Source organism: Desulfobulbus propionicus DSM 2032 (assembly GCF_000186885.1).
GTDB lineage: Bacteria > Desulfobacterota > Desulfobulbia > Desulfobulbales > Desulfobulbaceae > Desulfobulbus > Desulfobulbus propionicus.
This window is the reverse complement of record NC_014972.1, coordinates 3,172,336-3,191,693: the sequence shown is the minus strand read 5'-3', so window position 1 is coordinate 3,191,693 and position 19,358 is coordinate 3,172,336. Positions and strand designations below refer to the sequence as shown.

17 protein-coding genes are annotated in these 19,358 nt (G+C 61.5%); 13 read left to right on the top strand and 4 right to left on the bottom strand.

Features of this window, described 5'->3' with window-relative positions; all coding sequences use genetic code 11:
• Positions 1–18: 18 nt before the first annotated feature.
• Positions 19–798: a hypothetical protein gene (locus tag DESPR_RS13870; protein WP_015725422.1), complete on the top strand. Its 780-nt coding sequence runs from the start codon at positions 19–21 to the stop codon at positions 796–798.
• Positions 795–1,454, top strand: coding sequence for an RluA family pseudouridine synthase (locus DESPR_RS13865; RefSeq protein ID WP_015725421.1), 660 nt, complete (start codon positions 795–797; stop codon positions 1,452–1,454). The genes DESPR_RS13870 and DESPR_RS13865 overlap by 4 nt, the downstream gene beginning before the upstream one ends.
• Here DESPR_RS13865 and DESPR_RS13860 read toward each other — a convergent pair.
• Both DESPR_RS13860 and DESPR_RS13855 read right to left on the bottom strand, forming a co-directional pair.
• Positions 1,451–2,365: a LysM peptidoglycan-binding domain-containing protein gene (locus DESPR_RS13860; protein ID WP_015725420.1), complete on the bottom strand. Its 915-nt coding sequence runs from the start codon at positions 2,363–2,365 to the stop codon at positions 1,451–1,453. The genes DESPR_RS13865 and DESPR_RS13860 overlap by 4 nt on opposite strands.
• Before the next feature lie 138 nt (positions 2,366–2,503).
• The gene (locus DESPR_RS13855; protein ID WP_015725419.1) at positions 2,504–3,484 is read right to left on the bottom strand and encodes a malate dehydrogenase; all 981 of its coding nucleotides are present in this window, start codon (positions 3,482–3,484) and stop codon (positions 2,504–2,506) included.
• 125 nt (positions 3,485–3,609) lie between these two features.
• Between DESPR_RS13855 and DESPR_RS19330 the strand changes: the two genes are divergently transcribed.
• Complete coding sequence (locus tag DESPR_RS19330; protein WP_169701631.1) at positions 3,610–3,732, top strand: hypothetical protein; 123 nt, start codon at positions 3,610–3,612, stop codon at positions 3,730–3,732.
• Positions 3,733–3,850: 118 nt separating this feature from the next.
• Here DESPR_RS19330 and DESPR_RS17485 read toward each other — a convergent pair whose 3' ends face one another.
• Positions 3,851–4,378 carry an NUDIX hydrolase gene (locus tag DESPR_RS17485; RefSeq protein ID WP_015725418.1) on the bottom strand — a complete coding sequence of 176 codons (528 nt, stop codon included), beginning with the start codon at positions 4,376–4,378 and terminating at the stop codon, positions 3,851–3,853.
• A gap of 311 nt (positions 4,379–4,689) precedes the next feature.
• Between DESPR_RS17485 and trkA the strand changes: the two genes are divergently transcribed.
• From trkA to DESPR_RS13805, 9 genes are all read left to right on the top strand, one after another.
• Positions 4,690–6,027 carry a Trk system potassium transporter TrkA gene (gene trkA / locus DESPR_RS13845; protein WP_015725417.1) on the top strand — a complete coding sequence of 446 codons (1,338 nt, stop codon included), beginning with the start codon at positions 4,690–4,692 and terminating at the stop codon, positions 6,025–6,027.
• On the top strand, positions 6,024–6,224 hold the full coding sequence (locus DESPR_RS13840; protein ID WP_043770133.1) for a hypothetical protein: 201 nt from the start codon (positions 6,024–6,026) through the stop codon (positions 6,222–6,224). The genes trkA and DESPR_RS13840 overlap by 4 nt, the downstream gene beginning before the upstream one ends.
• A gap of 14 nt (positions 6,225–6,238) precedes the next feature.
• Positions 6,239–7,480, top strand: a complete 1,242-nt coding sequence (locus DESPR_RS13835) for a TrkH family potassium uptake protein (RefSeq protein ID WP_052302126.1) — start codon at positions 6,239–6,241, stop codon at positions 7,478–7,480.
• Positions 7,477–8,643 (top strand): radical SAM protein, encoded by a 1,167-nt coding sequence (locus DESPR_RS13830; protein WP_015725416.1) that lies wholly within the window; start codon positions 7,477–7,479, stop codon positions 8,641–8,643. Before DESPR_RS13835 ends, DESPR_RS13830 begins: the two co-directional genes overlap by 4 nt.
• Before the next feature lie 51 nt (positions 8,644–8,694).
• Positions 8,695–9,567, top strand: a complete 873-nt coding sequence (locus DESPR_RS13825; RefSeq protein WP_169701630.1) for a radical SAM/SPASM domain-containing protein — start codon at positions 8,695–8,697, stop codon at positions 9,565–9,567.
• A gap of 130 nt (positions 9,568–9,697) precedes the next feature.
• Entirely contained in the window at positions 9,698–11,338 is a 1,641-nt protein-coding gene (locus tag DESPR_RS13820; RefSeq protein WP_015725414.1) for an ABC-F family ATP-binding cassette domain-containing protein, read from the top strand.
• A gap of 240 nt (positions 11,339–11,578) precedes the next feature.
• Positions 11,579–12,376 (top strand): FAD binding domain-containing protein, encoded by a 798-nt coding sequence (locus DESPR_RS13815; RefSeq protein WP_015725413.1) that lies wholly within the window; start codon positions 11,579–11,581, stop codon positions 12,374–12,376.
• Positions 12,366–12,815 (top strand): (2Fe-2S)-binding protein, encoded by a 450-nt coding sequence (locus tag DESPR_RS13810; RefSeq protein ID WP_015725412.1) that lies wholly within the window; start codon positions 12,366–12,368, stop codon positions 12,813–12,815. The genes DESPR_RS13815 and DESPR_RS13810 overlap by 11 nt, the downstream gene beginning before the upstream one ends.
• Complete coding sequence (locus DESPR_RS13805; protein ID WP_043770130.1) at positions 12,815–15,109, top strand: xanthine dehydrogenase family protein molybdopterin-binding subunit; 2,295 nt, start codon at positions 12,815–12,817, stop codon at positions 15,107–15,109. Before DESPR_RS13810 ends, DESPR_RS13805 begins: the two co-directional genes overlap by 1 nt.
• A gap of 124 nt (positions 15,110–15,233) precedes the next feature.
• Here DESPR_RS13805 and DESPR_RS13800 read toward each other — a convergent pair whose 3' ends face one another.
• On the bottom strand, positions 15,234–16,460 hold the full coding sequence (locus tag DESPR_RS13800) for a thioredoxin domain-containing protein (RefSeq protein ID WP_043771414.1): 1,227 nt from the start codon (positions 16,458–16,460) through the stop codon (positions 15,234–15,236).
• A gap of 642 nt (positions 16,461–17,102) precedes the next feature.
• Here DESPR_RS13800 and DESPR_RS13795 point away from each other — a divergent pair.
• Positions 17,103–19,274 carry a methyl-accepting chemotaxis protein gene (locus DESPR_RS13795; protein ID WP_015725409.1) on the top strand — a complete coding sequence of 724 codons (2,172 nt, stop codon included), beginning with the start codon at positions 17,103–17,105 and terminating at the stop codon, positions 19,272–19,274.
• The last annotated feature ends 84 nt before the right edge of the window (positions 19,275–19,358 follow it).

The following is a 19,358-nucleotide window of genomic DNA, read 5'->3' as shown; positions in this document are numbered from 1 at the left end:
GCCGACGACGAGGCCGCGATGTCGCTGCGTTCGACCGCAGGGGAGGGCGATGGTCCGCTCCTCGATTCCGACAGCGGCGGATGGTGCTGCCGGTGCGGTGTCGTCCATTCGCTGCCTGTTCGGCCTGCCATCAAGGACGGCCTCCACCTGATGGGGCAATTATGTCGTCATCAACGGATCGACTGGCTGGTTCCCGAACGGTTCCGGGATCCCCGTTGCGATACTCGGTGCTTGTTTGACAAGGCCGGTGGGAAGATGTTCGGGGTGCTGTCATGTCGGGATACCGGGGGCAAGCGAATCGTTCTCCGCGCCTTTTCCGGACAATATAATGGATTGTGGCAGGTGGAGGGCTGGGTGGGGCCGGTGTTTGATGTGGCGGCCTTTGGCGCCCTCGTGGGTGAACCCGAGCGGGAAATCAAGCGGTTGGGCCGGGAACTGACAGCTTTGCCCCATGGATCGAGCGCTCGCCAGCTGCTTCGCGCGCAACGCAGAACCCTCTCGCGCCAACTGATGGAGCGAGTTCATTGCCTCTATCAACTGGTCAACTTTCGTGGTGCAACCCAGCCCCTGCCTCGTGTCTTCATCGGCAACGGCGCGCCGCCTTCCGGAACCGGGGATTGTTGTGGGCCAAAACTGCTCCACCACGCCGCGCGCCATGGCCTGCGTCCGGAGGCCATGGCCGAGTTCTATTGGGGGGCGAGCAACGCTTCGGGCACGAAGGTGCAGGGACGATTTTATCCGGCCTGCGCCGCCAAGTGTCAGCCCATCCTCGGTTTTCTTCTGTGCGGCTTGCCATGACCACGCAATCGTTGTCCGTGCTTTATCTTGACAAGGAATTGGCGGTTGTCGACAAACCGGGTGGCCTGCTGGCCGTTCCCGGTCGGGGGCCAGACAAGCAGGATTGTGTTGTCAGCAGATTGCGGCAGATGGTGCCGTGGTGCATCGAGCAGCCAGCGGTTCATCGGCTGGACATGGACACTGCGGGGGTGATGGTCCTTGGCCTCACCGGCGCTGCCCACCGCCATCTCTCACGTCAATTTGCCGAGCGCCGGGTGGAAAAACAGTATCTTGCCCTGTTGGAAGGAGTGGTGAGCGGGGAAAAAGGAGAAATCTGCCTGGCTTTTCGTCTGGATCCGGACAATCGCCCTCATCAGGTGTACGACGCGGTCCGAGGAAAGATGGGCGTGAGTCACTGGCGCAGGATCGAAATACGTGGGCAGCGCACCCTGGTGGAATTTATTCCCCAGACCGGTCGCACGCACCAACTCCGTCTCCATGCCAGCCATCCCCTGGGATTGGGCTGCCCCATTGTCGGCGATCGTCTCTACGGCGCGGGAAGGGACGGAGATTCGCTTAAACTGCATGCAACCCGGTTGCATTTTCTCCATCCAGCAACGTATCGGCCGATGGAGTTTGTTTCCCGAGCCCCCTTCGACTGGCGACAAGCCAACTAGCGCGGCGGTTCTGACGGGGCGGTCTTCAACACATCCGGGCAGCGGCTTTTCATGCCTGCCAGGCTTAATTCCATGCCTGGACGTAATTTTTTTGGGTCGGAGACGAGGTGTTTGTTGAGGCGGTAGAGGGTCTTCCATGCGCCTTGGTCGCAAAACTGCCGTGTTGCAATCGAGCTCAACGAATCACCGGGTTGAACGATGTATCGATCTTGGGCTATCGGTTCGGAAGGCTCGGGTGGCTGCTCGGTCAGTTCGGGGCTGGGCGGAGGCTGTGTTGCCGGATCGGAAGCGGTGGCCGGTTCGTTGACCACTGGCGGCGGCGGTGCGGAGGGCTGTACCGTGACCTCCTCTGGTGCAGGGGGGGGGACGGGTACCGTGGCGATGGGCGCCGGTTCGAGAGTGCCGGTCGATACCGGCGGCTCCTGGGTGACCGGCAGCGAATGCGCTGGCGGGGAGTGCTGCGGTGCGGGGCGGAAGAAGAGCAGGAAGAGGAACGCCGCAGCACCTGCCAGGCCCGTTCCCAGAAGTGCGGGAAGCAGTCGTCTGCGAGCCGACCTGGCATCGTCAGTGGATTCGCGCCGGCGTTGGCTGCGGCGCTGGACAGCCCTGGTCAGGGCAAGGGCCTCGTCCATCCGCTTGATATGCTCCTGGATGCCTGGATAATCAGTGAGTTGGGATAATACGGATTCGTAGAGGGACTTGGCCTCTTCCGTCCTCCCCTGGGCCTCCATGGTTTCGGCTTGGGTCACCAGCTCCTTGGCCGCCTGCCATTGCCGATCCAATTCCTGTTCCAATGCCCTGTATTCCTCCTGGTCCAGGAGCGTTTGCTCCATGGTGAGCAGGGTTCTGGCCTCAACAATGCGGCCGGTCGAGATCAGTTCTCTGAGAGGTGCGGCTGAAAGAGTGGACACCGATTCGCTCCTGGTAAAAGACGATATTGCTTGAGCGTAGCGGTCATCGAGCGATTTTGTCAAGACAGGCGAACAGATAAAAAAAGGGGGTGCTCATCGAGCACCCCCTTCGGGAATCGCGGAATAAAAAAGATCGCCTTACTTGATGTGGTCAGCCACGGCGGCTCTTTCGCTCTGCAGTTCGGCTTCGGTCTTTTTGATCATTTCGCGGCTGTAGTCGCTGATCTCCAGACCTTCGACGATTTTCCACTCGCCGTTTTCGCAGGTGATCGGGAACGCGAAGATCAGATCCTGATCAACACCGTAGGGATTCCCCTTGCTGTACACGCCCATGCTGACCCACTGACCGTTGCTGCCCAAGGCCCAGTTGCGCATGTGATCAACAGCGGCGGAAGCGGCGGAAGCGGCGGAGGAAGCGCCACGGGCCTTGATGATGGCTGCACCGCGCTGCTGAACGGTGGGGATGAACTCGTTCTTGTTCCACTCGTCAGTGACCAGCGATTTGACTGCTTTGCCGTCGGCGGTGGCGTAGCTGATGTCCGGATACTGGGTGGAGGAATGGTTACCCCAGACAACGACTTTCTCGACCTTGGTGGAGTGGGTGCCGGTTTTTTCAGCGATCTGCGACATGGCCCGGTTGTGGTCCAAACGCATCATGGCGGTGACGTTGCGCGGGTTGAGTTTCGGCGCATTTTTCAGGCAGATCAATGCGTTGGTGTTGGCGGGGTTACCGACAACCAGAACTCTGACGTTGGGTTTGGCGTTGTCGCTCAGTGCCTTGCCCTGAACGGTGAAGATGGCGCCGTTGGCGTTGAGCAGATCGGAGCGTTCCATGCCCGGACCACGGGGACGGGAACCGACCAGCAGGGCGAAGTCGATGTCCTTGAAGGCCACGTTGGGGTCGTCGGTGGCGATGACGCCCGCAACCAGCGGGAAGGCGCAGTCGTTGAGTTCCATCAACACGCCCTGAAGGGCGCCCATTGCCGGGGGGATCTCCAGAAGCTGCAGGATAACAGGCTGATCAGGTCCGAGCATGCTGCCGCTGGCGATGCGGAAGATGAGGGAATAGCTGATTTGGCCGGCAGCTCCGGTTACTGCTACACGTACTGGTGCTTTCATTTGTTTCTCCTTGTGGTTGAACCGAACAATTAGTAGACCAAAAAATTTGGCAATCTACCGTAACGTTGTCATGCGTTTTCCCGTACGGGAAAGTCGATCAAGAAGCTGTGTACCTTTTGTGAAGCATGTCTGTCGATGGAATTGAAGCGCGGGAGTGTTGCGGAAATGGTCTGCGCGAAACCGGGCGGGAAGCGTGTCGCGGGACAAACACGACTCCGGGAGACGGAAGAAAAACGAAGAATTCTTAGGTCCTCCCACCAAAGAGACAAGTCCCCTTTCAAATCCGCCGTTATTGATACAAGTCAGCGGCTGAAAAGTCAAGCGCTCTTTGACCGTTACCTTAACTGTGTGCAATAGAGATATTTTTCAGGAAATGTGGGCGTAACGGTCGGCGATCACCACCATCAGCATCTCGTAGGTGAATCCCCAGACAAAACCCTCGCTGGCAGGGATGCAGGGAAAGAGCACATCCGGACAGCGCGGGCTCATGGGTCGCTTGATGATGTTTGATTCATCGGCGACATAGTCGAGGTCAAGCCATTCATGACAGCTGATTTCCGATCGTTGCAGCCGGATAACCGGCGGTTCAGGCAGCTCGAACAGATAGGTGGTCACGGGGATTGGCTGATTGAGGTGGTTGCCCGCCTGGCGGACGGGGTACTTCTTGATCAGGTGCTCGGTGGAGAGCTGGATGCCGCATTCCTCATAGGTCTCACGGATGCAGGTGGCCAACAGAGAGGGGTCGGCCTCGTCCCTGCGCCCGCCCGGAAAGGCGTAATGTCCCGACCAAGGATCCCTGGGGTTGGCCCGGCGTTTGAGGACCAGGACCTCCGGGGACGCGTCACGGGTGATGATGGTGGCCACGGCGGCTTCGTGTCGAATGAAAGGTTCCATAGCTTTTTCTATAGCAGATTCCCCTCCGGTCCGCCAAGGGCCGATTGCGCAAAATCGGGCGGCCTCCCGGCCGGTGGTGCGCGGTGCGGTATTTTCCTGCGCATACGGGCAAGCACTGTACAAATATTCCGATTGTGAGTATTTTTCAGCCGGTCGAGTATTGTGTTCCGCGCCCGGGGTATGCCCAAGCATGGCCACGGGACGGTTTGCCAACGGGTGCTGGCGCGGTGGCGCCGAAAACGCTGTCGGCGGCAGGGCGCCACCACAGCAACGGGCGAATCCGTTTTCGTTGCCTTGTTACGAGGGACTGCATGAACATCCTTATCTACGGCGCGACCGAAACCGGTTACATGGTCGCTTCTCAGCTGTACCGTAAGCACAATATCGTCATTGTCGACGATCTGGATCGGCTGCCGGAAAAATTCAGCAACCTGGACATCAGTTTCGTGGCCGGCAACGGCGCCGATGTTCTGGTCCTGGAACGGGCCAACGCCGCCAAGGCCGAACTGTTCATCGCCTGCTCCCTGATCGATGAAGCCAATATCGTCGCCTGCTGGACCGCCAAGAAGATCACCGAGGCGGAAACCATCTGTTTCATTCGCCGGATGGAGCTCTATCGCAACCTGGCCTCGCTCTCCCAGAACCGCTATCAGAGCCGGTACGACATCGACACCATCATCTGGCCCGAACAGCTGCTGACCCAGGACATCTTCCGCATCATCATGGTCCCCGATGCCATCGATGTCGAGTATTTTGTCCGCGGCAAGGCCAAGCTGTTTGAATACCGCATCAAGGAACAGTCCATTATCCGCGGTTCACGGATCATGGACTGCTCCTTCCCGCAGAATGTGCTGATCGTCGGTATCACCAGGAACAACAGCCTGTTTATTCCCAATGGCTCGACCACCATCCAAACCGACGACAAGGTGGTCTTCATGGGCACTGGGCCGGCCCTGGACACGCTCGCGGCCCAGTTCTTCCAGAATGTCAGCAAGATCAAGACGGCTTCCGTGATTGGCGGCGGCAGCGTTGGCTTCATGCTGGCACAGAAGCTCGAACAGGCCGGGATCCGGGTCAAGCTGATCGAGCACGATCGGGCCCGTTGCATCTTTTTGGCCGATAACCTCAAGGACAGCCTGATCCTCCAGGGTGACGGGACCGACCTGGAACTGCTGGAAGGCGAATCGATCGGCGACAGCGACGTGACGGTCTGCGTCACCAACAACGACGAGAAGAACCTGCTCTGTTCCCTGTTGGTGAAACAATTGGGCTGCGAGCGCATCATCACCCGGGTGAGTAATGTGCGCAACTCGACCCTGTTCGAGCGAGTGGGCATCGACGTCGTGGTTTCGCCTCGGGATTCGGCCCTCAAGGAGCTGCTCAACCGCCTGCAGGCCAAGGACGTCAATATTCTTGCCCTGGTGGAGGGAGGGCAGGGCGAGGTGCTGCGGCTGACCCTGCCGGAAACCTTTCCCGAAACCCTGGTGCGGGATTTTAAACTGCCGGCGCGGGCAATCATCGGCGTGGTCAAGCGGGGACGCAACGTCATCTTTCCCCACGGCGACACCCCGTTGCAGCCGGATGATCAGCTGATCATCTTCACCATGGCCAAGGACGCAGAGGCCATCAAGGCGGTCTTCACCCGATGAAACTGGCGTCGATTTTCAATCCCCTGGGCATCATCCTCGTGGCCCTGGGCATCATCATGCTGACCCCGATCAGCGTGGCCCTGCTGGCGAGGGAATACGGTTCCATCCTTCCCTTTGTCGTGGCCTGCGGGGTCAGCGTGGCCTTGGGGCTGATTTTGCAATGGCGGGGGGGTTTTCCCGCGATTTCGATGAACTGAGACGCAGCGAGGGAATGCTGATCGTGTCCCTGGCCTGGGTGGTCACCGGAGCCATTGGCGGCATTCCCTATCTGTTCTATGACCTGGGGCCGATCGACGCCTACTTCGAATCGATCTCCGGCTTCACCACCACCGGGGCCACGATCCTCAAGGATTTCGCGCCCTATCCCAAAACTTTCTTTTTCTGGCGCAGCCTCAGTCAGTGGCTGGGCGGCATGGGGATCATCGTGCTTTTTGTCGCCGTCCTGCCCCAGTTCGCTGTGGCCGGGCGACAGATGTTCTTTGCCGAGGCCCCCGGTCCCACCGAGGAGAAAGTCACTCCGCGCATCACCCATACGGCCAAGGCCCTGTGGCTGGTCTATATCCTCCTGACCGTGCTTGAGGTCATCCTGCTCCGCGTTGCCGGCATGCCCCTGTTCGACGCGGTCTGCAACGCTTTCTCCACCCTGGCGGCCGGCGGTTTTTCTCCCCATCCCCAGTCGATCATGGGCTACCAGAGCGCCAGCGCCACCTGGATCATCACCCTGTTCATGTTTCTTGCAGGCGGCAACTTCGCCCTCCAGTACCGGGTACTGTTTCAGGGAAAAATCCGCGCATTGCTGCACAACGAGGAGTTTCGCCTGTACGCGACCATCGTGGTGCTGATGTCGCTGCTGCTCTGTGCGGCCCTGGTGGTCAGCGGCACGGCCACCTTCAACGACGGGCTGCGCGACGGTTTTTTCCAGATTGCCTCGATCATCACCACCACCGGCTTTGCCTCGGTGGATTTCGGACTTTGGGCCGTCCCGGCACAGACCATTCTCTTTACCGTGATGCTGATCGGCGGCTGCGCCGGTTCGGCGGGCGGCGGCGTCAAGGTGGTGCGGGTCCTGTTCGGGCTCAAATACCTCAAACGGGAGATCGCCCAGGTCGTGCACCCCAAGGCGGTGCTGCCGATCAAGATCGACCGGGTGACCGTGCCTGACGATATCCAGCGCCAAATCCTCGGCTTTCTCCTCTTTTATATCTTCTTGATGACCCTCTCCTCGCTGCTGGTGAGCATCATCGAGGGCGATGCGGCCGTCGGTATCGTCGGCACGGCGGCGACCATCGGCAATATCGGCCCAGGGTATGGCGCCATTGGCCCGATGGGCACCTTCGGGAACCTCACCGATCTGACCAAGCTTATCTTTATCGTCGACATGGTGGTGGGCCGGCTTGAGCTGATTCCCTTTCTCGCCATGCTCCACCCCGATTTCTGGGTGTTCAGGCGGTGAGTGCCTGTGACCATGGACCATTGCGGGAACTGCACCATGCAGATCCTGAACCGTACCTCGGCTTTGAACAGGGGCCTATCCGGCCGCCCAGCGAGAGTGGGAGTCTGCTCCTTCGGGTGACGCGCAACTGTCCCTGGAACCGCTGCACCTTCTGCGGTCTGTACAAGGGGGAGCCGTTCAGCCAGCGGCCGGTGGACCATGTGCTGCGCGATATCGACACGGTGCGCCGTTTCGTCGAGTTGCTGCGAACAGGGCAAGCGCTGCCTTCCTTGGATAGGGGGGCGGACTGGCGCGAGCAGATGGCCCTGCACGCGGCCCGCCACTGGATGAGGGCCGGCAGCCGGTCGGTCTTTCTCCAGGACTCCAACAGCCTGATCATCAAGCCCGATCATCTGGTCGCCATACTGGCGCATCTGAACGAGGCCTTTCCCGCCATCGAGCGGATCACCTCCTACGCCCGTTCGCAGACCATTGCCCGTATGCGTGATGCCGACCTGGCACGCATCGCAGACGCCGGGCTCAACCGCATCCACATCGGCCTGGAATCCGGCTGCGATGCGGTCCTGGCCAGGGTCCGCAAGGGCGCGAACCGTGAGACCCATGTGCGTGCGGGCCGCAAGGTCAAAGGGGCCGGCATCGAGCTTTCGGAATACTATATGCCCGGTCTCGGCGGGCGGGCGCTCTCTCGCCCGCATGCCCTGGAGAGCGCTGAGGCCCTGAACCGGATCAACCCGGACTTCATCCGCCTGCGTACCCTGGCCCTGCCCGAGGGCCTGGAACTGGCCCACGAGCAGGCAACCGGCACGTTCGCCAAGATGGGCGACCGGGAGACTGCCGAGGAGTTGCTCCTCTTTCTGCAGTCACTCTCCGGCATCACCAGCCGGATCAGGAGCGACCACATCCTCAACCTGTTCGAGGAGATCGACGGCGTCCTGCCGGATGACCAGCAGCGGATGCTGGCGGTGATCCACCGCTTCCTCGCCCTGGACCCGGAGGAACAGGTGCTGTACCAGATCGGCCGCCGCACCGGTCTGTTCCGGCGGTTGGATGACCGCCTCGATCCCGCCCTGCGTGACCAGGCTCAACGGTATGTCGAGCAGTGGATGGTCACGCCGGAAAACGTTGACCCGATCTGCGATGCCCTGATGCAGCGGTTCATCTGAGCGACCACAGAGGCCATTTCTGGTGGTGACTTTCCTTTTTCCGTGACCGCGTTGAAAAAAATCTACATCGAAATCACCAACCGCTGCAATCTGGCCTGCCCGTTTTGCGCCCGCAGCGATCGTGCCAAGGGGACCATGGCGGTGACCGCCTTTGCCGAAGTCCTGCACCGGCTTGCAGGGGCCACCCGTTATCTCTATCTCCACGTACTCGGCGAACCGTTGCTCCATCCTCATTTTGACCGCCTGCTCGCCCTCTGCCAGGAACAGGGGTTTCGTGTCAACCTGACCACCAACGGCACCTTGCTGGCCCGTCATCGGCAGACCCTGCTCGCCAGCCCTGCCCTGCGCCAGATCAATATTTCCCTCCACGGCTTGGCGCATCTGGAACGGAGGAGCGCGGAGGCCCATCTTGCCGGGGTCCTCGATTTTGCCCAGGAGGCGAGCCGGACCACCGGCCTCTATCTCAGTCTGCGGCTGTGGAATCTGGGGACAGGGGAGGCGCAGGCGAAGAAGGTTAACCCGTGGCTGCTACAGCGGCTGACCTCTGCTTTCGGTCATCCTCCCCTCCGCGCCGATGCACTTCGGAGCGAACGCGGCATTCCACTGGCACCCCGGGTCTTTCTCAATCCCGAAGAACCGTTCACCTGGCCCCGTCCCGATGACCCCGACCTCGGTCGCCTGGGGCACTGTCGCGGCCTGCGCGATCATCTCGCCATCCTGGTCGACGGCACGGTGGTGCCCTGCTGTCTCGACGCCGAGGGCGTGCTTGCCCTGGGCAACATCTTCGCGCAGTCCCTGGACGAGGTCCTGGCCAGCCCCCGGGCCGTGCGGATGCGCGAAGGGTTGGGCCATCAATGGCTGGTCGAACCGCTGTGCCGCCGCTGTTCGTACCGGCTGCGCTTTTCCGTTCCTGCCGGGTCTTGACGCTGGAAACGGAAGACGCGGCCCTTGCGCCCGCCTTCGATCCCGACTATGGTGCGGCCCTTTTTTGCGTTCACCAGTCCCTGGCCCTCTGAGCCCTCGGCCCGCATTGTATCCTTTTCTGTGAGTTTCCATGATCCATCTGACCAACATCACCAAGCAGCACGGCGCCCGCGTTCTGTTTCACGACGCCGCCTTGCAGATTCTGCCCGCCACCCGCACCGGCCTGGTCGGTCCCAACGGCGCCGGCAAGACCACGCTCTTTCGCCTGATCACCGGCCAGGAAGAGCCGGACAAGGGGGATATCTCCTGCGCCAAACGGACGGTGATCGGCTATTTTTCCCAGGAGGTGGGCGAGATGTCCGGCCGTTCGGCCCTGGCCGAGGTCATGGCCGCCGCCGGCGCGATCACCGCTCTCGGGGAACAGATCCGCGAGATGGAGGCCGCCATGGCCACGCCGATGGCCGAGGACGCACTGGCGGCTCTGTTGGAGCGCTACGGCACCGCCACCGAGGAGTTCGAGCACCGGGGCGGCTATGACCTGGAGAACCGGGCCCAGGCGGTGCTCACCGGGCTGGGCATCGGTCCCGATCGCTACCATTTTCCAGTGGAGTCGTTCAGTGGCGGCTGGAAGATGCGCATTGCCCTGGCCGGTATTCTCACCATCAACCCGGATGTCCTGCTTCTGGACGAGCCGACCAACCACCTCGACGTCGAATCGATCATCTGGCTGGAGGAGTGGCTGGTGAACGAGTTTACGGGCGCGCTGTTGATGACCTGCCACGATCGCGACTTCATGAACCGGGTGGTCGGCCGCATCATCGAAGTGGCCCACCAGAGCGTGACCACCTACAGCGGCAACTATGATTTTTACCTGCGTGAACGGGAGATCCGGCGCCAACAGCTGCTGGCCAGCTACCGGCGCCAGCAGGAGATGCTGGCCAAGGAGGAGGACTTCATCGCCCGCTTCGGCGCCCGGGTCTCCCATGCGGCCCAGGTGCAGTCGCGGATCAAGAAGCTGGAGAAGATCGAGCGCATCCAACTGCCGCCGGAGCAGCGGACCATCAGCTTCGAGTTCAGCGAACCGCCCCGCAGCGGCGACGACGTGGTCCGGCTGGACAACCTGGGCAAGGTTTGGCGACAGCCCGACGGCACTACCCGCCCGGTGTTCAGCGGCATTTCCGGCATGATCCGGCGGCGGGAGAAAATCGCCCTCACCGGCCGCAACGGTGCCGGCAAGTCAACCCTGCTCAAGGTCCTGGCCGGGCAGGTGGAACCGACCACCGGCGCCGCCACCCTCGGAGCCAATGTGTCGGTGGGCTATTTCAGCCAGCATTCCATGGATCTGCTCGACGGCGACCGGACGGTGGCCGAAACCGTGCAGGCGGCTATGCCCCAGGCCAACATCGGCGTGGTGCGCAATCTCTGCGCCGCCTTCCTCTTCCAGGGCGACGACGTCGACAAACGGATCAAACTCCTCTCCGGCGGTGAAAAGAGCCGGGTGGTGCTGGCCATGCTGCTGGCCCGGCCGCTCAACTTTCTCATCCTTGACGAGCCGACCAACCACCTTGACATCCAGTCGCGCGAGGTGCTGCTTGAGGCCCTGCTGCAGTTCACCGGCACCCTGATCATGGTCAGCCACGACCGCCACTTCCTCCGCGCCCTGGTCAACCGGGTCTTTGAGATCGACCACGGCCAGATGCGCGTTTTCGAGGGCGATTACGGGTATTATCTCGGGCAGATCGCGTCTGACGAGAATGCTCATCGGGGATGAGGGTGAGGGGCGAAGCGTGATGGAGCATGGAACCTTCGGCTGTTCGGAGCAAAATGTGCGGGTGGTTCGCTTCTTGATGATCGTTGCTGCACATTACGGGCGAAAATTTTATACTCTAGGCTCCTGGTGAGCCCTGGCCGGTTCTGACCCGACTGCTGCGGACATTGCTGAGGGAACACAGGTTGCTGCACGCCAATGGCCTGACCTGAGCCAACCTCCATCACAGGGGAGTACACGCCTATGCTGCGCATCGACAACTATCTCCGCGCTTCCAGTCTTGCCGAGGCGTATGACACTCTGACCTCGGTGCCTGGCAGTGTGGTGCTCGGCGGCTGCGGCTATCTGCGTCTGGGAAGGCGCAGGATCCGCACGGCCATCGATCTGTCGCAACTCCCTCTTGAGGGCATTGCCGAGTCCGCCGGCACGGTCGAGATCGGGGCCATGACCACGCTGCGGACCATCGAGACCCATCCGCTCACCGGCAGCCTGTGGGGCGGAGTGCTGCCCCGGGCACTGAGGGCGATCGTCGGGGTGCAGCTGCGTGGTTGCGTCACCATTGGCGGCACCGTGGCCGGTCGCTATCCCTTCTCCGACCCGCTCACCGCCCTGGTGGCCCTGGATGCCACGGTGCAGTTGCATCATCAGGGGCCGGTCGCCTTGTCCGAGTATCTTGCCGCCAGGGGCGCGCCGGACATCGTCGAGAAAATCATGCTCCCCCGGGACGGCCGGCTGGCTGCCTTTGCCAGTGTGCGTCGATCGGCCACCGATTTTGCCGTGCTCAATGTTGCCGTGGCCCGATGCGCGGACGGCTTTCGCCTGGTGGTCGGCAGTCGCCCGGGGCGGGCCATGCGCGCAGTCCTGGCCGAGGCCTCTCTCAACCAGCATGGCCTGGATCGCAGGACGGCGATCGAGGCCGGGCGGCTGGTTGCCGAAGAGCTCGCCTTTGGCGACAACGCCCGGGCCAGCGGTGCCTATCGGCGGGCCATCTGTCCGGTGCTTGTCGAACGGGCGTTGACGGAGGTGCTGCATGCAGCTTGAAACATGGATCAACGGTCGTGTGGTGACCCTTGATTTTCCCCCTGGCGAGTTTTTGGCGGAGACTCTGCGCCGCTACGGCTATCTCAGCGTCAAGCAAGGCTGCGACACCGGCTCCTGCGGCCTGTGCACCGTCTGGATCGACGGCCGGCCGGTGCTCGCCTGCTGCACCCTGACCGCGCGCACCGGCAACCGGGAGATCACCACCCTCGAAGGGGTCCAAGACGAGGCGGAACAGTTTGCCCGTTGCCTGGTGGCTCAAGGGGCGGAGCAGTGTGGCTTCTGCGCTCCCGGCCTGACCATGACCGTGCTCGCCATGAAGCGCGAGCTAATCCACCCGACCGAGGAGGCCATCAACCACTACCTGGCCGGCAACCTCTGCCGCTGCTCCGGCTACCAGGGACAGCTGCGGGCCATCAAGCATTTTTTGGAGGGGGAATGATGCGCATCATCGGCACAGCGGTTCCCAAACTCGACGGCATGGCGATGGTCACCGGCAAGCCGGTCTACACCAGCGACCTCGATGGCAACAACCAGGCACTGATCGTCAAGATTCTGCACAGCCCGCACGCCTCGGCCCGCATCCTGGCCATCGACGCCGCTGCAGCCCTGACCCTGCCCGGGGTGGCCTGCGTGCTCACCCACAAGGACGTACCCGAAACCCGCTTCACCCTGGCCGGCCAATCCTTTCCCGAACCCTCGCCCTATGACCGCCGCATCCTCGATGAGTGGGTGCGGTATGTGGGCGATGCCGTGGCCATTGTTGCTGCTGTGAACGAGGCGACTGCGCTCCGGGCCCTGGAGCAAATCCAGGTGGACTACGAAGTACTGGAGCCGGTGCTCGATCCAGAAACGGCGATCGATAACGAGCACCGGGTGCACGACCATCAGCCCTTCACCCATGGGCATATCGGTACCGATGCTGCCCGCAACATCGCCGCCAGCTATGCCACCGGCCTGGGCGATGTCGAGGCCGAACTGGCCGGGAGCGAGGTGGTGATCGAGCGGACCTACACCACCCAGGCCCAGGCGCACGCCATGATGGAGACCCACCGGGCCACCACCTGCCTGGATGTCCACGGCCGGCTGCAGGTGATGAGTTCCACCCAGATCCCCTTTCATGTCCGGCGCCATCTTGCCCGTGCGCTCGGCCTGCCGGCCAGCCGGATCAAGGTGCTCAAGCCCCGGGTGGGCGGCGGATTCGGCGGCAAGCAGACCGCCTCGGTGGAGATGTATCCGGCCCTGGTCACCCTCAAGACCGGCCAGCCGGCCCGGATCGTCTACAGCCGCGAGGAGACTTTCGGTTGCACCACCAGTCGCCATGCCATGCGTCTGACCGTGCGCCTGGGCGCCGACCGGCAAGGCAACCTCCGAGCCGTGGACATCCACTGCCTCTCCGATACCGGCGCCTACGGCGAGCATGCCTTCACCGTGTTTGCGGCCGTCGCCCAGAAGACCCTGCCGCTGTACAGCAAGGCCCGGGCCTGCCGCTACCATGGTCACGTCGTCTACACCAACAAGATGCCGGCCGGAGCCCTGCGCGGCTATGGCGCGCCTCAGGGCACCTTCGCCCTGGAATCGGCCATCAATGAGTTGGCCGACACCCTGGCCATGGACCCGGCCGAGCTGCGGCTGAAAAACCTCATTGCCGAGAGCCAGTCCCATCCGCAACTCTCGGGCTCAACACCCGGCGCGCCCGCGGTGCTGCGCAGCAGTCGACTGCACCAGTGTATTGAGCGCGGCAGGGAACTGATCGGCTGGGCCGGCAAGTATCCCCGGGTGCGGATCGACGGCAGCCGGGTGCGCGGCTATGGCATGGCCGTGACCATGCAGGGTTCGGGCATTGCCGGAGTCGACACCGGTTCGGTCATCCTGAAACTCAACGAAGACGGCTTCTTCACCCTCAGCCACGCCGCCGCGGATATTGGCCAGGGCTCGGACACCGTGCTCTGTCAGATCGCTGCCGAACGGCTGGAGGTGGGCATGGAACAGATCGTGGTCTGCAGCTTTGATCTCGACACCCTGCCGTACGATTGCGGGGCCTATGCCTCCAGCTGCACGCATGTCACCGGCAGAGCGACCCTGATCGCGGCAGACGATATGCGCCGCCAGATGCGGGCTGCTGTCGCCCGCCTGTTCGGGGTTGACGCAGAGGCGGTCGGCTATGCGGCCGGCATCTTTTCCATGGCCGCCGGCCAGACCCTCACCTTGGCCGAGCTGGCGCGCACCCTGGCCTCGTTCTCCGGCCAGGACCAGCTGGTGGCCAAGGGAACCTACGGCGGCCAGACCTCGCCGCCGCCCTTTGTTGCCGGGTTTGCCGAGGTGGAGGTGGATCTGCAGACCGGCGAGGTCCAACTGCTGGACTATGTGGCTGTGGCGGACTGCGGCACGGTGCTCAACCGTAACCTGGCTCGCATCCAGGTGGAGGGCGGGGCGGCCATGGGGATTGGCCTGGCGCTGTTCGAGGAGGTGCGCCATACTGCCCAAGGGCGGCTGGCAACTGACTCGTTTTTGGACTACAAGATTCCCAGCCGGCTGGATATCCAGGGCCTGCGGGTCGAATGCATCGAGAGTTTCGAGCCCACCGGTCCTTTCGGCGCCAAGTCCATCGGCGAGATCGGCTGCAACCCGCCGGCGCCGGCCATCGCTCACGCCATCGCCAATGCCACCGGTGTCCGCTGCCGGCATCTGCCGATCACCGCCGAGAAGGTGCTGCTGGGCATGCGGCCACGGTAACCAGGGCTCACGGCCTCTTCAGTCCGCTTCTTTCCTCAATCAGGACGGCGATCGCCTCGGAAAGCAGGGAAACCTGCCCCCCGCCCCCGCCAGGTGCGTTCGAATCGTCCCTGCGTCTTCCTTCCTAACGCAACCATTCCGGCCGAAAGGCCATCACGCACCCCAACACGATCAGCACCGCCCCGCCGACAATCCGGCAATGACCGGCGTAGCGTTGGCCGATGCTGGTATCCAGGGCCAGGACCGCCAGGCTGAAAATGAGCAGGTCATCAAGCATGAAGAAGAAATCATAGAGCAGAATATAGCCGTAGTATTCAATGGTTGGTAGATGGCGCAGGGCCAGGGTATGGGTGAAAATGGCCGGCAGGGCCGCCGAACAGGCAAACTCGATCGAGTTGACGATGAAGGCCAGGACGATGATGCTGAAGACGGTGAAAAAAGTCAGCGGCGCATCGACGATCCGATCGATCCGGTGCATGGTCCGTTTCCGGGCGGCGGTATCGCCGACGGCACAGGTGAGCTGCCCCCTGGTGTGCACATATTCGCGGATATTGAGGATGCCCGCCCCCAGGGCGCCGAGGCCGATGATCAGCGTCAGAATGCGCAGGTAGCCGAGAAAGAGGAAGACATTGAGCCAGGCGGTCATGAAGAGAAAGTAGAGGATCCCCGAACTGGCCACAAAGGTGCCGACCAGGAGCCAGATCTTGCGGCGGTCGCCGAGACTGACGATCAGGGTGATCAGATAGACCAAAACCCACATGGCGCAGGGGTTGAACCCATCGACGAGGCCGAGGAGCATCGCCAGGGCGGGCAGCGAATACTCGGCCAGGCGGATTGTGCCCAAGAGCGGCAGGGTGACGGTCTTCCGACTGTCGCCGCGATCATTCTGTTCCACAAACAGAGTGGGATCGTTGTGCAGCACCGCCCGGATGGCCTGCTCAAGCCGCACGCCGGTGGTCTCCGGGGCATCGAATCCTTCGATCGCATAGGGGCCGATGAAGGTCATGGGGACGCCGCTGCCCCTGGCCGGTGGGTCGCTGCGGGCCATGAACTCGGCCAGCAGGCGGACGTTTTCCGGCTTGGAGGTGTCATACGATGTCCAGGAGAGTTCGGGGTATTTGGCCTGGAGATAGGGGATAAAAGCCTTCTGCGCGCGGCAATGGGGGCATTGGGGATGGAAAAAGAAGGCGATTTGCCGCTCCTGGGGCGCAAGGTGTCGTTGCCCCGTACTCTCGGACCAGGCAAGCCAGAGTCCGAGCAGGATCAGGCCGAGGAAGAGGGTTCTGCGGAAGGGGTCGTGGAGAATGTCCCGCAGCCAGTTCGGCAGCTGGAGAAAAGCCGTATCGTTCATATCGCCCCGCAGAAGAAAGAGTTGGGACTGGGCTGCTGGAAAGCGGTTCGCCGTTTTTTTCAGGGTCACAACGACCTGGCGTGTTCAGCGAAAACTATACGCCCTCCATCCGTTATGCAACAACCTCTTGCCCCGGCAAAAGAGAATTTTGCCCAGCGCTGTCGATGATTGCCCCGTTGTCACCTCCTGGTGGGCGATGTGGCAGGAACGCATGCCGAACACAGCATTGGGCGGATTGGGTACCCGGCCGGAGGTGGCACTTTGTGGGACAAATTGTCCCGGGCAATCCTTTCGGAGACGATGTGACACTTGGTTTGCTCTTTCTTGAATCTGTTTGATTTTATTGTGATTTTGATGCGCATGCGCATTCTTTCGCTTTCTTTTTGCCATTGAGCCGGGTCAAAATGACCCGGCTCGATAATTTTCATTCTTGTAACACGTTGATTGGACAACGTAAAATTAGGCATGTGAATTGCTAAATGGTCATTGCCGCCCCATGCCAGGCAAAGGGTGGGGCACTCGTCCATAAGGTCAAGGGTGCTGCTCCGGGAATATTGGCGCCGGCGCAATAACTTGGACGTGATACGGCTGTACGTTTTTGGACCGTGCAATCACCAGATATACACAATAAGGGGGGAGAGAATGAACATTACATCTGTACGCACGAAAATAGCTGGCATTGCCGGAGTCTGCCTGATTGTTTCCTCGGCGGTGCTCGTAGGCTACAGTCTTTACACGGCCCGCTCGAATCAGCAACTGGTCAATACCCGGGTGTCCAAGCTGATCGAAACCAGGTCCCTGGATGGCTTGAAAAATTTGGCGCGCGACTATGGCGGCAAGATTCAGGCCGAATTTTACGTGGCCCTGGATGCGGCCCGCACCATGGCCGATGTGTTCATGCTGGCCAAATCCAAGGACAACGGCGGGTTGGAACTCGGCCGGGAGCAGATCAACGGCATTTTGCTCAAGGTATTAAAGAATAATCCCAATTTCAACGGCACCTACTCCTGTTGGGAGCCCAATGCGCTGGATGGCAGGGATGCCGAGTTTGCCACCGGTAAAGACGGCAACAACCAGCAGACCGGCCGTTTCACCCCCTATTGGAACCGGGACGAAAAGGGGAATATCGCCGTGCAGCCCCTGGTGGAATACGATACCAGGGATCGACATCCCAACGGTGTGCTCAAGGGCGGCTGGTACATCAATCCCAGCGAAAATCATACCGAGAGCGTGCTCGACCCTTTTCCGTACATTGTCCAGGGCAAGCAGGTGTGGCTGACCACCCTGTCGGTGCCGATTCTGGTGGACAAGAAATTCTATGGCGTGGCCGGAACCGATTATAACCTCAATTTCGTTCAGGAATTGGCCAAGAATGTCGACCGGGAACTGTTTGATGGTCAAGGGGAGATCATTATTGTCAGCAACATGGGGCTGATCGTCGCCCATAGCGAAAAGCCGGATCTGATCGGCAGCCCGTTGAACAATGTCATTACCGAGGGATGGGAGCAGAATCTGCGCGACATCCAGGCAGGCAACAGCGTCGCCGCGCTCAACCAGAAAAACCAGCAATTTGAAGTGTTCGCCCCCATCACCCTGGGCCGGACCGGCAAGCCCTGGTCGGTCATGATCCGGGTCAAGCAGGAAACGGTGCTGGCCGATGCCATCGCCCTGGACAAGGAGTTGTCGGCCGCCGGCCGGACAAGCACCTCGATGCTGATCGGTGCCGGCGCGGCGACCAGCGTGCTCGCCATCGCCCTCTTGTGGTATGCTGCGGGAGGCGTTGTCCGGCCCATCCGGGGAACGGTCGACATGCTCAAGGACATCGCCGAGGGTGAAGGGGATTTGACCAAGCGTCTGGATATCAAGGCCAATGACGAGGTCGGCGAAATGGCGACCTGGTTCAACCTGTTCATGGACAAACTGCAGGAACTGATTAGACAGATCGTGGATGACGCCGGTTCGCTCAACACCGCGTCCGCCTCGCTTTCGGGCATCGCCCGGCAAATGAAGGAGGGCGCGGAGTCCATGGCCGAACGCTCCCGATCGGTGGCCACCAGCACCGAGGAAATGGATGTCACCATGAGCGGGGTCGCTTCGGCCTGTGAACAGGCCGCCACCAATGTCAACATGGTCTCCGCATCCACCGAAAACCTGACCCTGACCGTGCGGGAAATTGCCAAGAAAACCGAGGAGTCGCGAACCATATCCGAGTCCGCCGTCCTCAAGGCAGGCGAGGTGTCGGAAAAGCTGGGCAATCTCGGGCAAAGCGCCTCGGAAATCAGCAAGGTCACGGAAGTGATTTCCGATATTTCAGATCAGATCAACCTGTTGGCCTTGAACGCCACCATTGAGGCAGCCCGCGCCGGCGAGGCCGGAAAGGGCTTTGCGGTTGTTGCCTCCGAGGTCAAGGATCTGGCCAAGCAGACCGCCGAGGCCACGCAACTGGTGCAGCAACAGATTGAAAACATTCAGACCTCGACCGATGAAACGGTTTCCGAGGTGGGACAGATCCTGGATATTTTCAAGAATGTCAGCGAAAATGTGGCGTCGATCGCCGAGGATGTCGAGGGGCAGGCCGGCATGACCCAGGAGATTGCCGATAACATTTCCCAGACCTCGGCAGGCATCCAGGAGGTCAATCATAACGTCAGCCAGGGGTCGGTGGTCATTGGTTCGATCACCAGCGAGATCACCGGCGTCAATCAGTCGGTCCAGGAAGCCTCCGCCTCCATCGGCAAGATCAACGAACGTGCCGTGGAGTTGTCGGACCTTTCCAATAAACTGCAGGACCTTGTCGGCCGATTCAAGGTCTGATCGAAAAATTGCCGTGGCGCCGCCCAAACGTGCGGTGGCGCCACGGCAATGGGGCCCGGCCGACAGCGCTGGTTCCCTCCCTGC